We start from the raw sequence: 13447 nt of genomic DNA on the forward strand, positions 1-13447 counted from the left end.
TCGTCTATCGCAGTGAAGATGCGGGGCAAGTCCTTGACCTCAAGCGCTTGAGGTGTGGTCCCATGCCTGCATGAGCACAATGACGATGCAAGAAGCGTCGCGTCGGACCGGACTCAGCGGACCCACTCTCCGGTACTACGAGGAGGTCGGGTTGATCGGTTCGATCGCGCGTGACGACAGCAGCGGCCACCGCCGCTACACAGAGCACGACGTCGACGACCTCCAGGCGCTCGCATGTCTCAGAGCGATGGGCGTCGGGATCGAAGACATGCGCACCTACCAGAGCAACCGTGCGCGCGGCGCGGTCGCTGCGACAGAGCAGCGGGATCTCCTCCTCAGGCACGCCGTCAGGATCGAGGCCGAGATGGAGACGCTGAAGGTGCATCTCGAGTATCTCCGCGCCAAGGCATCTCTTTGGGACGCGCGAGCGATCGGTGACGCCGATGACGAGATGCGAGCGAACTCGCGTGTGCAACAGGTGCTCCCGAAGCTTGCGGCGTCGCTGCGATGAGCACGGTGCTCGTGACCGGCGGCTCCGGCTATCTGGGCGCACGGCTGATATCCGACCTGCTGGTCTCGGGTGTCAGTGTGCGCGCGACGGTCCGCTCACTGGATGCAGAGACCGAGCTGCGAGCGGCCGTGCGCCGCGGCGGCGCGGACGACGCCGGGCTCGAGCTGACTGTGGCATCCCTGACCGAGAACGCGGGCTGGTCGGACGCGGTGTCGGGCGTCGATGGCGTCTATCACCTCGCTTCCCCGATGATCCAGACGGATGATGCCGACGAGGTCGTGCGACCCGCGTGGGATGGGGCGCTTCGCGTTCTCCGGGCTGCGCGCGACGAGGGTGTGCGTCGGGTCGTGTTGACATCGTCGTTTGCTGCCGTGGGCTACTCGCCGAAGCCCGTCCGTGACTTCACCGAGCAAGACTGGACGGATCCCCACACCCCGGGCTGCCCGCCTACCCACTCTCGAAGGTGGTTGCGGAGCGCGCGGCCTGGGATTTCATCGAGCGAGAGGCCGCAGCGACCGAACTCGTGGTGCTCAATCCGACCTGGATCGCCGGTCCGACACTGACGGCGAAGGCGCGATCCTTCCTGCAGGTGTTCACCGCCATGCTCGGCGGACACATGGCGTTCACGCCTCGCCAGCGCTTCGGCATCGCCGACGTCCGCGACGTGGCCGATGCCCATCGAGCGGCCATGGTCGAGCCGGGCGCCGCGGGCAAGCGCCACCTGGTCCTCGCCGACGGGCCGACGACGACCTTCCTCGAGGTCGCCGAGACGCTCCGCGACAGCCTCGGACGTGCTGCCGCACTCGTCCCGACGCGCGAAGCAGCCGGGGAGGAGCTGCCGCCGCTGGTGATCCACAACGAGCTGGCCAAAGCAGAACTGGGTCTGCGTCCGCGGCCGGTGCGAGACACCATCGTGGAGACCGCCCGAAGCCTTCAGGAGCTCGGAATGCTCGACTGACGGGTGTCTTAGGGTGGAAGAGACCGCGCCGCTGGGGAGATGCGGTCTGACTGGAGAGATTCATGCCGTCAGCGACAAAGAACGTCGGGATCATTCTGCCTCGCGACCTGCCTGTCCCGGAGGTCCTGGACTTCGCTCGGAGCGCCGAGGATGCAGGCTTCGACGAGGTCTGGGTCGTGGAGGATCTCGGCTACCGCGGCGGGATCGCGCAGGCGGCATCGGTGCTCGCGGTCACGTCCCACGTGACGGTCGGGGTGGGGATCCTGCCCGCCGCCGTGCGGAACGTCGCCTTCGCGGCGATGGAGATCGCGACGCTCGCGCAGTTGTACCCGGGACGCGTCGTCGTCGGCATCGGTCACGGGATGCCGGGCTGGCTGACGTCGGTCGGTGCGTGGCCCCAGAAGCCGCTGACGTTCCTCCGCGAGTACGTCGTCGCCCTCCGGACGCTCCTGGAGGGTGCGGAGGGGCCGAAGCGCGGCACGTACGTCGATGTAGAAGGACTGCGTCTGAGTGAGGTCCCGGAGATTCTTCCGCCCCTCGTGCTCGGCGTTCGCGGGCCGAAGTCGCTCGCGGCGGTCGGTGAGATCGCGGATGGTGTGGTGCTCGCCGAACCCGCTGCGCCTGAGTACATCGCTCACGCCCTGGCGCAGATCGGCGACGTCGAAGCCCGCGTGATCACATACGATCTGGCGGTCGTTGCGGATACGACGGATGCGGCGCAGGCGATCGTCCGGCCGGCTCTGGCCGTCCTGGCCGAGAGCGACTGGCGGCCCCACCTTCTCCCTCTGCCGTACGCGGAAGAGCTTCTGCAGCGCGCGGCGGAACTTCCCGTCGATACCTTCACCCAGACCATTCCTGCGGAGTGGGTGGCGGAGCTCACCCTGTCGGGCACGGTCGACGAGGTGCGCGCGGGCATCCGGCGGCGTCACGATGCCGGTGCGACCACCGTCGTCTTCATCCCGGTGGGGGAGGATCCGAGCGCGGCGATTCAGGCTCTCGCCGAAGCTCTTCCCGTGCGGAGCTGACGCCGGGGCGCCCGGACTCGGCAGGCCTCACACTCGCCGGTACTGGGCCGTCACGGGGCAGTCGAACGGGTCGCCGGCCGCGAGGCCGACGCGGTTGAGGTACTCGATGACGATCGCGTACGAACGCAGGAGCGACGTCTCCGTATAGGGCACATCGTTCGCGCTGCAGAAGTCCCGCACGATCTCGCGGGTCTTCGCCAGGTGCGGGCGCGCCATGCTCGGGAAGAGATGGTGTTCGACCTGGTAATTGAGTCCGCCCATGAGGGCGGTGGCCCACCATCCGCCGCGGATGTTGCGCGACGTACGAACCTGCTTCGAGAAGAAGTCGAGTTTCGCGTCCGGATCGATCACGGGCATGCCCTTGTGGTTCGGTGCGAACGACGCACCCATGTACACGCCGAAGACGGCGAACATGACGCCCAGGAAGGCGAAGGCCATCCCCACGGGGAGCACCAGGAAGACAGCAGCCAAGATGATCGCAAAACGTCCACCGATCAGGGCGAGCTCAGTGCCGCGACCCTTGATCGGTCCACGCGACAGCAGATGCTTCACGCTCAGGAAATGCAGGTTCAACCCCTCGAGCGTCAGCAGCGGGAAGAAGAACCACCCTTGTTTGCGCGTGATGACGCGGCGGAGACCGCGCGCTGCGGCCGCATCCACATCGAGGAAAGAGATCGTGTCGACCTCGATGTCGGGGTCTTTGCCGACGCGGTTCGGGTTCGCGTGGTGACGGCTGTGCTTGGAGTCCCACCACGAGTAGCTGGTGCCGACGATGCCGATGAGGACGCGGGCGAGCCGGTCGTTGGCGGGACCCGTCGTCAGGATCTGGCGGTGTGCTGCCTCGTGGCCGAGGAAGGCCACCTGGGTGAAGATCACGCCGAGGGCCGCTGCGATCAGCAGCTGGAACCAGCTGTCGCCCAAGAGGATGAAGCCGGCGACGGCCCCACCGAAGGCGAGGGCGAGTGCGACGCCGACGAGGGCGTAGAACCAGGCGGCGCGCCGCAGAAGTCCGGTCTCTCGCACCACCTCCGAAACCTGGCTGTATGCCCGGGTGATCGGCGGGAAGTCTTCTTTTCGGGCGTAGGTCTGGCGAACCGGACCGAGAGTAGCGAGGGGGGATGCGAGCGTGGCGGAGATGAGGGACATCCGTCCTTTGTGGCGGCCGCCGTGGGCCGTCGATTCGAGCCCTCGACGAATGCCGAAGCCTGGGGCCCACGCTAATCGCGGCCGCATGCCGCACGCTGTATGTAGCCGGTGCATCGTCTGCAGATGCGCACAATCGAGGCGGATGCTAGACTGAAGCAACCCCGCAACCGGGGCAGCAGGTGAGTAACAGATGTCGGCTCATGGAAGAGCGACGTTCTTCTCTACCGAAGCAACCGCACCTCGGGTGCCTCTGATCCTTCTCGTGTGCAGCGTCCGCGAGTCCTGAAAGTTCTTGTGTTTATCCCCATCCCCACCGGTCCTGAGACCGCGACGGCGCCTGTGTGGCGCCAGGCCGACGACGCCGTTTTCGTGGCGACCATCGCCGGCGAGTACGCCGGCTTCGTGGAGTCCATCGACGACGTCCATGTCGCGCACAGCGCGCTCGGTGAGTGCGTCGGTGTCTTCGCGGAGCAGGAGGACGCTTTCGTCGCCGTGGTAGCGGCACGGACGTTTTCCGCATACGCTCGCGAACACGCGGACAAGTTCCGCGTCCCACATCGTCCGTTCCGTAGACATAGGAACGGCACACCCGGTCGCCCCGGCGGCCAAAACAACAGAAGGAAAGACACGATGGCCACTGGCACCGTGAAATGGTTCAACTCCGAGAAGGGCTACGGCTTCATCGCTCCCGATGACGGCTCCGCCGATCTCTTCGCACACTTCAGCGCGATCGCTGGCAACGGCTTCAAGGAGCTCCGCGAAGACCAGAAGGTCGAGTTCGACGCCGAGCAGGGCCCCAAGGGCATGCAGGCCGCGAACATCCGGGCACTCTGACGACTCGTCGTCTCAGAAGGCCCCCGCAGCACGGCTGTGGGGGCCTTCGTCGTGGGATCGGGTGGCTCGGATTCGTGAGAACATGTGCTTCGGGGTCCGCCCGATGACGCACGATGTGCATGATGATGCGCGGGAGGAAGGCCATGCCGTTTCGAAGCCTTGAGATGCTCGAGTCCTGGCTCGTCGAGTTCCGTGAACTCGGATATCCGATCGCAGGCACGGTGAAGGTCATCCCTCAGGACAGTGAGTTCGGCAGCGATACCGGCCTCGTCGGTGTTCGTCTGATGAATGCGCAGACGGTCACCTACATCCAACCGGACGAGACGGGCTCCACGACGTGGGTCGTCACCTTCGAAGCGCGCGACACGGAGCTTCAGCTGGATGCGGCCGGTGCCTTCCGTCTCTCCATGGAACTCGCCATGGTCTCGGCCCTGTGCACGTTCCTTCAAACGAAGTCGAAGGCGTACCTGGCGAACCTCGCTGTGTGACTCATGCGCTCTGCGCGACGCTCTCTTCGGTGAGATGGGTCAGCAGGGCGGCGAGTTCGTCGGAGCGCGCGCCGAGGTTCGCCTCCACCGCCCGCTCGAAACGACGGTCGAACGCGGTCAGGGCGGACCAGGGCTCGGCCGTCAGATCCACTGTGGCGGTGATGTGGTTGCCGCGCCGGTCCTCGGCATCCGAGTCTCGACGGGCAAGTCCGCGCTCGACGAGGCGATCGACGAGGGACGTGACACCGGCCGATGTGATGCCGAGATAGTCCCGCAGAGCGGAGGGGCGAACACCGGGGTTGTCGACGACGAAAAGAAGTGCGCGAGCGTCGACTTCGCTGATGCGAAGCTCTTTGCGCGCGGCGACGAGCGCGTCGTTCCGGGCAGCCGAGTAGGCGTTCAGGGCGCGCGAGAGTTTCGAGGTCGAGGCGGCTTCGCTGGACATCCGCATAGTCCTCCGTCGGTCGGGTAGTACCGCTGGACAGCTTAGCCAGGCCTCCAGGTTTATTTAGCCATGTAACTAATATGAGGGATATCTCATATAGGTAGCTAAAATCGCGAACTACCTGATAGCGTCATCTGCAGAACGACATGGAGGCCGCGGGCCGGGCGAAAGTCCGGATCGTCGCAGATTTCGGCTTGGGGGAGACATGGCTGTTGCATCATCCGCGTGGGCTTCCGAAGCCTCGCGCAGACGCTCGACATTCGTGCCGCCTCCTCGCGGGGGGTTGCGTTCGGCATCGCAGGTCGCGTTCGTCGCCTCGTGCGTGGTCGCCGCCTCCGCATCCGTCGCGCTGGGTGCGCTCGCGCTCGTCTGACATACCGACTCAGGGGAAGGGACACCATGGGAAAGCTGTACTACGGGGCTGACACGGACGCCGTCGTCATCCCCGACCGCCTGTTGAGCCACATCAAGGTCGTGGCGGCGACCAAGCTTCGCCGCAACGAGTCGTTCACGTTCTCCTGGGTGCACGCACCGGGCGAGCCCGCGGGGCGCTCCACGCTCTGGCTTCAGCCCTCGATTCCGATGCGGTTCGTCTTCGACTCCGTCGAGCCCGAACAGCTCGACCCATCGATGCTGCGCACTCTCGCCGACCAGGCCGCGTCGAGCGCAGGCATGCACGTCGATCTGACGAAGGACGACTTCGGGATCCAGAAGAACACCACCGAGCGCAAGCTCGCCTCGGTCGCCTGATCCGACACCTCGCGAAGCCCCGAACCGCCGTCGCTGCGGTTCGGGGCTTCGCTGTTCCTGTCTGTTCCTCGGGCGCGCGATAGCCGACGGCATGCGTCGGGACAACCCCCCTCCGGCCTGCTCCCATGAAGAGTTTCGTGGCCTCCGCGCGCCGCACCGGCTATCCGGCCATCCCCCTGAGCAGGCGCGCGGTGAGGAGACGGACATGTACTTTCACCGACAGGAGCTGCAGCACGCGGCCACGCCCGAGAAGGCCGATGCGGTCTACGCTCGCAAGCTCCAGGAGGTCCTGGGCGGCCAGTACGGAGAGATCACCGTCGCGCTGCAGTATCAGTTCCAGGCGTGGAACATGCACATCCCTGGCAAGTACCGCGACCTCGTCTTCGGTATCGGAGCCGAGGAGATGGGGCACGTGGAGATGCTCGCGATCATGATCGCGCAACTGCTGGAGAAGGCGCCGCTCGGCATCACGGAGGATGCGGTGCAGAACGACCCCGCCATCGCTGCCGTGATCGGCGGGACCGACATCCAGCAGGGCATTGTGGCCGGAGCCGGTGCGCGGCCGGTCGACAGCATGGGCAACCCGTGGATGGGCAGCTACATCACGGCGAGCGGAAATCTGCTCGCCGACTTCCAGGCGAATGCCAACGCGGAGATGCAGGGGCGGCTGCAGGTCGCCCGGCTATATCACCAGACCGATGATCACGGGGTCCGCGACCTCCTCGCGTTCCTCCTCGCGCGAGACACGATGCACCAGAACCAGTGGCTCGCCGCGGCCGCGGAGCTCCAGGCGGAGGGAGTGGAGGAGCTGCCTGTGCCGAGCAACTTCCCCCTCGAGAAGGAGGATCGCGATGTGTCGTATCGCTACATCAACTTCTCCGACGGCTCTCAGGCTGCCGAGGGGTCGTGGGCGAGTGGGCCGACACCCGACGGCAAGGGCGAGTTCACCTACCTCGCCGAGCCGGAGCCGGGCGTGCCGATGCCGCCGCCCACGCACCCGGACGCGCGCTTCTACGGAACGACGGAGCTGCCGAACGCCGTCGAGAAGATCGCCGGCCGCGCCCAGGACGCGCTCAACATGGAGTGACGCCCGGGGCTCGCGCGATTCGGCGGTCACCCCGTCGGATGTCAAGGCCCTCGGTGTCGCCGACAGTCTCGCGCAGCATAGCCCGCAGGTATCCGACCACGACGAGAGGACGATCATGAACACGGCCGCCGACCCGCGTGAGGGTGAAGGAGCCGAGGGATTCCCCGGGCAGGAGCAGTCGCAGCCCGGCAAGACCGCGCCGATGGATCCGCAGCCGGACCACGGCGAACAGAGCTATCGCGGAGCCGGCCGGCTGAGCGGGCGTCGCGCGCTCATCACAGGTGGTGACTCCGGTATCGGGCGAGCGGTGGCGATCGCCTTCGCGCGCGAGGGCGCCGACGTCGCGATAGGCCATCTGCCGGAGGAAGCCGACGACGCCGCTGAGACGGTGCGATGGATCGAGGACGCCGGACGGCGCGGCCTCGCCCTCGCCGCTGACATCCGCGACACGGACGCGGCCACGCGGATGGTGGAGCAGGCGCATGAGCAGCTGGGAGGTCTCGATCTGCTGGTGCTGAACGCCGGCTACCAGCGCGATCGAGAGAGCATCGAGACGATCCCGCTCGACGACGTGAAGCGCGTCTTCGACACCAACCTCGTCGGTCTGATCGCCGGTGCGCGCGCTGCGGTGCCCCATTTGCAGGAAGGCGCCTCGATCATCGTCACGAGCTCGGTGCAGGCGTTCTCGCCCTCGCCGTCGCTGATCGACTACGCCATGACGAAGGCGGCGCAGGTCGCCTTCGTGAAGGCCCTGGCCGAGGAGCTCGGGGCCCCGCGGGATCCGGGTCAACGCCGTCGCGCCGGGACCGGTGTGGACGCCGCTCATCCCCGGCACCGGGTGGGACGAGGAGCGTATCGAGACGTTCGGCAGCGACACACCCCTGGGTCGCGCCGGCCAGCCCGCCGAGCTCGCCGGAGCATATGTGTACCTCGCCTCGGATGCGGCGCGCTATGTCAGTGCTGCCGTTCTTCCGGTCACGGGGGGCAAACCCCTCTGAACCTCCACGACCGGTGCCGGTCGTTCGTCTGCGGAGCCTTACCTGCGCATCGCGGACGACGACCGGCACCGTTGCGTTCGGGCGACCGATCATCGGATCAGGGTCGTGACCGAGCGGCCCGCGGGCAGGAGTGCGGAAGCAGCATGGGACGACTCTGGTACGGGCGCGAGGAGTACTTCGTGGTCGAGGACGATCTGATCGCGCACCTGCGCGTCGTCACGATGAACAAGCTTCGTCGTGGCGAGGCTTTCATGCTGACCGTGCCCACCGCCGATGGAACGGGCGGACGACGGAGCCTGTGGATGTCTCCGGCGGTGCCGCTGTCGTTCACCTACTCTCGTCGGGGCACCGTCCAGATCAGGCGGGAGCTCGTCGAAGCGCTGATGGATGAGGCCAACAGCCCCGACGGGCTCGACGTGCAGCACCTGATGACGGGACACACCCCCTCGTAGATGTCGGGTCGCGGGTGCCGTGAGAGCATGTCGACGTCGCAGAACCGAAGGAGCTCGCCATGCCCGACCCGCGCCGCCGCCCTCTCGGCACCGGAGCGCTGACGCTGGAGCCCGCCGAGGCCCCGGAGCGCTGGCTGCTCACGGGGACCGACGAAGGCTGCCCCGAGGCGAACTGGGGCCACTGGGTGCGTCTGGCGCAGCGGATCCTCGAGGTCGACGCCCTGTCGCGCGAGCGGGAGGGACGCGGCGACGCTTGGGACGAAGGCTTCGCCGCCGGTCACGCTGCGCAGAGTGACGACGCCGCGAACCCCTACCGGTGACCGCCCTCCTCGGCCGCGAGACGCAACGCATCCGCACCGAGGCCGAACACCTCGCGCTGCACACCAGCGACCGCCGCGGGGTCCTCGTCTCGTAGCTGGATCACCACGGTGACGCGCTCACCCTTCGCTGTCTCGCCCGCCCAGGATGCGGCGAGGACCCCTGGTGCGGAGCCGCCTTTGAACCCCAGGTAGGGGAGAAGTGCGCGGTCGAGATCCGCGCCGACCCCGGGGTTCTTCGAGAGGATGGCGCGCACGGTGTCGTCGCCCGTACTGAGCAGCACCTCATGCACGGCGGCCACGGTCGCGGGGCTCGCGAACCAGTCGACGCCGTTGTTCCAGACCGGGCTGGAGACATCGGCCGCATCCACCGACAGCGGAGCGGCGTCGATGTCCTCGAGGAGTCGTCTCCGCTCCGCCTCGTCGGCGTCACGCCACCGGGTCGACTGCGCCGAGTCGCCCCAGCCGAGAGTGAAGAAGTCCTTCGTCGTCAGCCACGGCGCATTGCCCTCGCCGCCGACGCTGGCGAATGCGGCCTCGACACGCTCTCGTCCGAGTCGCCGGATGAGCAGGTCGGTCGCGGTGTTGTCGCTGATCGCGATCATCTCCTGGGCTGCTTCGAGGACGGAGACCTCGGTGCCGCTGGGCTCATCCTGAAGGCGTCCGGAGGGCAGGCTCCGATCCGGGTCGGTCAGCACGAGCGTCTCATCCCACGCCAGCTCCGACGAACGAACCGCCTCGGCGGTCGCGAGAAGCACGAACAGCTTGAACACGGAACCGAGAGGAGCAGCATCCTCCGCACGGCGTTCGACGAGTTCCTCATCGCCGCGAGTGATCAGAACCCCGACCTCGCCCGGCAACTGGTTGAGGCGATCAGCCACCTCGTCGAGCGAGGACGATGCTCTTCATGGCTCGGACGCCGGGCCGAGGAGGAAGGCGACGATCTTGTCATCGTCGTTGAGGGCGACGGTCATGTCGAACGCTTCACCGATCGTGCCTTTGATCGTCGTCACGGCGGAGCGTTCGTCTCCCCGGTAGGCCGTGACGGTGAAGGGGGCGGCGGGCCGGATCTGCGTATTGAGCAGGTCGGCGACCTCGGCTGCGGACACCTCGGCCGTGAAGGCGGCGTCGAGGTGCGGCTCCCACTCGGCTGCTGTGGTGTCCTCCTCGGCGCCGAGCACGTCGACGATCCACGAGGTCTTCGCACCCACGGGGGTGTCGGGGACCTCCACGGACGAGGGTGTCGTCGCCGCGGAGTCGGGTGCCTCTGCGGCGGGCGCGCATGCCGTCAGGGCGAGCGCCGCGGCAGCGACGAGAGCGAGGGACGAGTACGGGCTCAGCCGGCGGGGCATGGCGGGGTCCTTTCGTGGGGGATCCCATCCACGCTATGCACGGTGCAGTTCGAGCGCCTCCGCCTGGCGGGGGAGTTCTCGCGCGCCCGTCAGGAGCCGGGGCGCTCGATCAGCAGCAGGCCCTGCTTGGTGTCGGCGAGTGTCATCCAGCCGTCTCCGAACTGGTACGTCATGCCGTAGCCGTCCGCATCCGGGTTGAGGACGTTCGCTTTGTTCTCGGTGATGTACTCGTCGTCGACGCTCGTCCAGCCGCTTGCGAGCAGTTCGCTCCGGGCTGTCTGGGCTTCGGTGTCGCTCACGGGCGCCCACCCGAACACCTGGACGTGATCGCTGGCGACCGAGTAGTCGCCCCACACGCATTGAATGCCCTCCGGGAACGTCAGGCTGCCGACGCGGAACACGTCCTCTTTCGCGGTCCACTTCGCCTTCGCGAAGTCCGCGATCACGTCGTCGGGCAGGATCGATTCGCAGGTCGGCTTGCCGATCGTACCGGGGGTGGGCTCGCTGGTGGCGACGGGGGTCGGCGTGGAGGCGTCCGGCGCCGACGCAGGTGTGGACGCGGCGGGCTCCGGAGCGGCCGGGCTCGAGCATGCGGCGAGCGAGAGCGCGCCGGCGACGAGCAGGGCGGCGCAGAGCGAGGAGCGGATGCGGCGGGTCATGCCGTGGCCTCCGAATCGGTAGCGCGGGCGAAGAACTCGAGGAAGGACTGGTGGAGCGTGCCGTTGGTGGCGAGCACGGACCGGGTCGAGAGCGAGTCGGTGCCATCGAAAGCCGTCATCCGCCCGCCCGCTTCGGTGATGATCGGTCCGAGGGCGGCGATGTCGTACTCTTTGACATCGAACTCGGCGACCATCTCGAGTCGACCCTCCGCAAGGAGCATGTAGGGCCACGCGTCGCCGTATCCGCGGTCGCGCCAGACGGCGCGCGAGAGCCGGATCAGGCCGTCGAGGTGACCCGCATCATCCCACTGCGCGATGCTTTGGAAGCTGACGCTGGAGCGGTCGAGGCTGTTCACGTCGGAGACGGCGAGTCGGCGCGGCTGGGCAGGGCCGTTCGTCCACGCGCCCTCACCCTCCGCGGCCCACCACCGGCGTCCGATCGAGGGCTGGCTGACCACGCCCACGCGGGGCACGCCGTCGACGGCGAGAGCGATGAGCGTCGCCCAGATCGGGATGCCCTTCAGATAGTTGTGGGTGCCGTCGATCGGGTCGATGATCCACTGGCGTGCGCTGGCGCCGACCGATCCGAACTCCTCGCCCAGCACCGCGTCATCCGGTCGTTCCGCGGAGAGGGTCGCGCGAATCGCCTTCTCGGTCGCGATGTCGGCCTCGGTCACGTAAGACGCATCGGGCTTGACCTCGATGCTGAGGTCAGCGGCATCGAAGCGCGACATCGCGACGGCATCCGCCGCATCCGCCATTCGGAGGGCGAGCGCGAGGTCGTCGGAGAAGCTGCCCGCGAGTGCGCCGGAGGACGAAGTGGGGGACATGATCGCCAGCCTACCGGGCCGGCCCCGCCTCGATTGGCGCTCCGCTTCGTCGGGTGATAGCGTTGTCCCTCGGTTCGGAAAGTGAGTTTCTCGCTCTGAATCACGCACCTCTAGCTCAATCGGCAGAGCAACTGACTCTTAATCAGTGGGTTCAGGGTTCAAGTCCCTGGGGGTGCACGGATTGCCTCGACAGATCTCGCCATCTGCCGGGGCTTTCTGTTTTTCGGAGCGTGAGAGTCGGCTTCGCCGGATGATCGCCTAGAGACCTCGTCCGGCGCGCGCCACGCGGCGGGGGAGGGCGTCCGAGCGCGCACGATCGCGCGCGCGAGCCAGAGCGCCGCGAATGACGACGTCGCCGCCGAGACTCGAGCGAAGCAGAGTCGGCGCCGGCAGGTGGATCTGGGTTGCGAGCGTCGTCTGGGCGGCGTCCAGCACCGGCTGGATGCCGTCTGCGATCGCTCCGCACACGATGACCTTTTCGGGATCGAACATGTTGCCCAGCACTCCGACGATGCGCGCCAGGATGTGCCCGACGGCATCGGTCACCTCTCGCGCCAGGAGGTCGCCGGTCGCTGCGAGCTCGAGCACGTCGCGGCCACGCACAGTGGCAGGGTCCATGGCGGCGAGGCCCTCGGCGCTGCTGCCCTCGCCCGCAGCCCGAGTCATCACCTCGCGCGCCAGCCTCTCGAGGGACGGCCCGAGTCCGAATGCGGAATCGACATCGCGGATGAAGTCGAAGGCGAACATCTCGCCCACGCCGCCGTGCGCGCCGTGCAGGAGATGACCGTCGACGACGACTCCGGCACCGAGCCGTTCACCCGCGAGCAGTGCGACGTAGTCCCTGCTCCCGATGGCTTCGCCTTCGCTGCCCTCGGCTGCGGCCGCCAGCTGGGCGTCGTTCTTCACTTCAACGACATCCGCCTCGTCGCGGAGAGCCTCGATGAGTCCCGGATTGGTGCGCTCCCAGAAGCCCTCGGGGTGTGGCGGTGACTGCCCCTGCAGCGTCACCGGAGCGGCGACGCCCACGCACAGGGCCAGAACGTCGTCGCGTTCCACGCCGGCCTCGGCGAGTGTGTGGCGCAGGTGGGCGATGACGGTCTCGCGGCGTTCTTCGACGCTCTGCGTGGGCGACAGCGGGATCTGTCGCCGCAGCAGTGTCTCGCCCGAGAGATTCGCTACGGCGGCGGTGAGATGGGTGTCGCCGGCATCGAGGGCGGCTACTGTCCCGGCATCCGGCCGAAGCGAGAACCGCCGAGCCGGACGACCGGCTCGGTACTCGCCGGCATCCCGTGCATTGGGTAACTCGTGCAGTACGCCCGCGGCGATGAGCGTGTCGATCGCCTCGATCGCCGTCGAGCGGGTGAGGGATGCGGCGTGCATTGCCTCGGTGGCGGTGAAGACCCCCGCGCTCCACGCGTAGTCGAGAACGGCGTCCAGGCTGGCTCGCCCGGTGCCCGCCTCGAAGACCGACTGATTCACTCTTGACCTTTCCGCGGATGTCCTGACAGAGTATTGCCGATCAGTTGATTCGGTGACTAAATCTAATCATCGGCTGATCAGATCGGGCGGCTCTGCCGCTGGACGGAAGGACGAAG

General features: G+C 67.4%; 17 protein-coding genes, 1 tRNA gene and 1 pseudogene. 12 read left to right on the forward strand and 7 right to left on the reverse strand.

Annotated elements, in window-relative coordinates; genetic code table 11:
* Window positions 1–70: 70 nt before the first annotated feature.
* From QE377_RS15060 to QE377_RS15075, 4 genes are all read left to right on the forward strand, one after another.
* Window positions 71–511, forward strand: coding sequence for a MerR family transcriptional regulator (locus QE377_RS15060; RefSeq protein ID WP_307324792.1), 441 nt, complete (start codon window positions 71–73; stop codon window positions 509–511).
* On the forward strand, window positions 508–1074 hold the full coding sequence (locus tag QE377_RS15065) for an NAD-dependent epimerase/dehydratase family protein (protein ID WP_307324795.1): 567 nt from the start codon (window positions 508–510) through the stop codon (window positions 1072–1074). Before QE377_RS15060 ends, QE377_RS15065 begins: the two co-directional genes overlap by 4 nt.
* Window positions 975–1469, forward strand: a complete 495-nt coding sequence (locus QE377_RS15070; RefSeq protein WP_307326084.1) for a hypothetical protein — start codon at window positions 975–977, stop codon at window positions 1467–1469. The genes QE377_RS15065 and QE377_RS15070 overlap by 100 nt, the downstream gene beginning before the upstream one ends.
* Before the next feature lie 62 nt (window positions 1470–1531).
* The gene (locus QE377_RS15075; protein ID WP_307324797.1) at window positions 1532–2494 is read left to right on the forward strand and encodes an LLM class flavin-dependent oxidoreductase; all 963 of its coding nucleotides are present in this window, start codon (window positions 1532–1534) and stop codon (window positions 2492–2494) included.
* Window positions 2495–2521: 27 nt separating this feature from the next.
* Here QE377_RS15075 and QE377_RS15080 read toward each other — a convergent pair whose 3' ends face one another.
* Window positions 2522–3640 carry an acyl-CoA desaturase gene (locus QE377_RS15080; RefSeq protein ID WP_307324799.1) on the reverse strand — a complete coding sequence of 373 codons (1119 nt, stop codon included), beginning with the start codon at window positions 3638–3640 and terminating at the stop codon, window positions 2522–2524.
* Window positions 3641–4270: 630 nt separating this feature from the next.
* On the opposite strand from QE377_RS15080, the gene QE377_RS15085 reads away from it, so the two are divergent.
* Window positions 4271–4474, forward strand: a complete 204-nt coding sequence (locus tag QE377_RS15085) for a cold-shock protein (RefSeq protein ID WP_137417306.1) — start codon at window positions 4271–4273, stop codon at window positions 4472–4474.
* Between the two features lie 143 nt (window positions 4475–4617).
* Window positions 4618–4962, forward strand: coding sequence for a hypothetical protein (locus QE377_RS15090; RefSeq protein WP_307324802.1), 345 nt, complete (start codon window positions 4618–4620; stop codon window positions 4960–4962).
* Window position 4963: 1 nt separating this feature from the next.
* Here the strand turns inward: QE377_RS15090 and QE377_RS15095 are convergent, their stop codons facing one another.
* Window positions 4964–5407 (reverse strand): MarR family winged helix-turn-helix transcriptional regulator, encoded by a 444-nt coding sequence (locus QE377_RS15095; protein WP_307324804.1) that lies wholly within the window; start codon window positions 5405–5407, stop codon window positions 4964–4966.
* A gap of 399 nt (window positions 5408–5806) precedes the next feature.
* Between QE377_RS15095 and QE377_RS15100 the strand changes: the two genes are divergently transcribed.
* The 5 genes and pseudogenes from QE377_RS15100 (at window position 5807) to QE377_RS15120 (ending at window position 9014) form a co-directional block, all read left to right on the forward strand.
* On the forward strand, window positions 5807–6157 hold the full coding sequence (locus QE377_RS15100; protein ID WP_307324808.1) for a hypothetical protein: 351 nt from the start codon (window positions 5807–5809) through the stop codon (window positions 6155–6157).
* A gap of 205 nt (window positions 6158–6362) precedes the next feature.
* The gene (locus QE377_RS15105; RefSeq protein ID WP_307324811.1) at window positions 6363–7244 is read left to right on the forward strand and encodes a manganese catalase family protein; all 882 of its coding nucleotides are present in this window, start codon (window positions 6363–6365) and stop codon (window positions 7242–7244) included.
* Window positions 7245–7359: 115 nt separating this feature from the next.
* Window positions 7360–8242: pseudogene (locus QE377_RS15110) on the forward strand (SDR family oxidoreductase).
* Between the two features lie 143 nt (window positions 8243–8385).
* Entirely contained in the window at window positions 8386–8694 is a 309-nt protein-coding gene (locus QE377_RS15115) for an ATP-dependent DNA ligase (protein ID WP_307324814.1), read from the forward strand.
* Window positions 8695–8753: 59 nt separating this feature from the next.
* Window positions 8754–9014, forward strand: coding sequence for a hypothetical protein (locus QE377_RS15120; protein ID WP_307324817.1), 261 nt, complete (start codon window positions 8754–8756; stop codon window positions 9012–9014).
* On the opposite strand, the gene QE377_RS15125 is transcribed toward QE377_RS15120, so the two are convergent.
* The 4 genes from QE377_RS15125 to QE377_RS15140 form a co-directional block, all read right to left on the reverse strand.
* Window positions 9005–9892, reverse strand: a complete 888-nt coding sequence (locus tag QE377_RS15125; protein WP_307324820.1) for a serine hydrolase — start codon at window positions 9890–9892, stop codon at window positions 9005–9007. The two genes, QE377_RS15120 and QE377_RS15125, sit on opposite strands and share 10 nt — an antisense overlap.
* Window positions 9893–9916: 24 nt before the next feature.
* A complete protein-coding gene (locus QE377_RS15130; protein ID WP_307324823.1) occupies window positions 9917–10363 on the reverse strand; it encodes a Cpe/LpqF family protein in 447 nt (148 codons plus the stop codon).
* A gap of 89 nt (window positions 10364–10452) precedes the next feature.
* The gene (locus tag QE377_RS15135) at window positions 10453–11022 is read right to left on the reverse strand and encodes a hypothetical protein (RefSeq protein WP_307324826.1); all 570 of its coding nucleotides are present in this window, start codon (window positions 11020–11022) and stop codon (window positions 10453–10455) included.
* Window positions 11019–11852, reverse strand: a complete 834-nt coding sequence (locus QE377_RS15140) for an inositol monophosphatase family protein (protein WP_307324829.1) — start codon at window positions 11850–11852, stop codon at window positions 11019–11021. The genes QE377_RS15135 and QE377_RS15140 overlap by 4 nt, the downstream gene beginning before the upstream one ends.
* A 104-nt stretch (window positions 11853–11956) precedes the next feature.
* On the opposite strand from QE377_RS15140, the gene QE377_RS15145 reads away from it, so the two are divergent.
* Window positions 11957–12029 (forward strand) — tRNA-Lys (locus QE377_RS15145).
* Window positions 12030–12110: 81 nt separating this feature from the next.
* Here QE377_RS15145 and QE377_RS15150 read toward each other — a convergent pair.
* A complete protein-coding gene (locus QE377_RS15150; RefSeq protein ID WP_307324832.1) occupies window positions 12111–13331 on the reverse strand; it encodes an ROK family protein in 1221 nt (406 codons plus the stop codon).
* Between the last annotated feature and the right edge of the window lie 116 nt (window positions 13332–13447).

The organism is Microbacterium sp. SORGH_AS_0862 (genome assembly GCF_030818795.1).
In the GTDB taxonomy this organism is placed as follows: domain Bacteria; phylum Actinomycetota; class Actinomycetes; order Actinomycetales; family Microbacteriaceae; genus Microbacterium.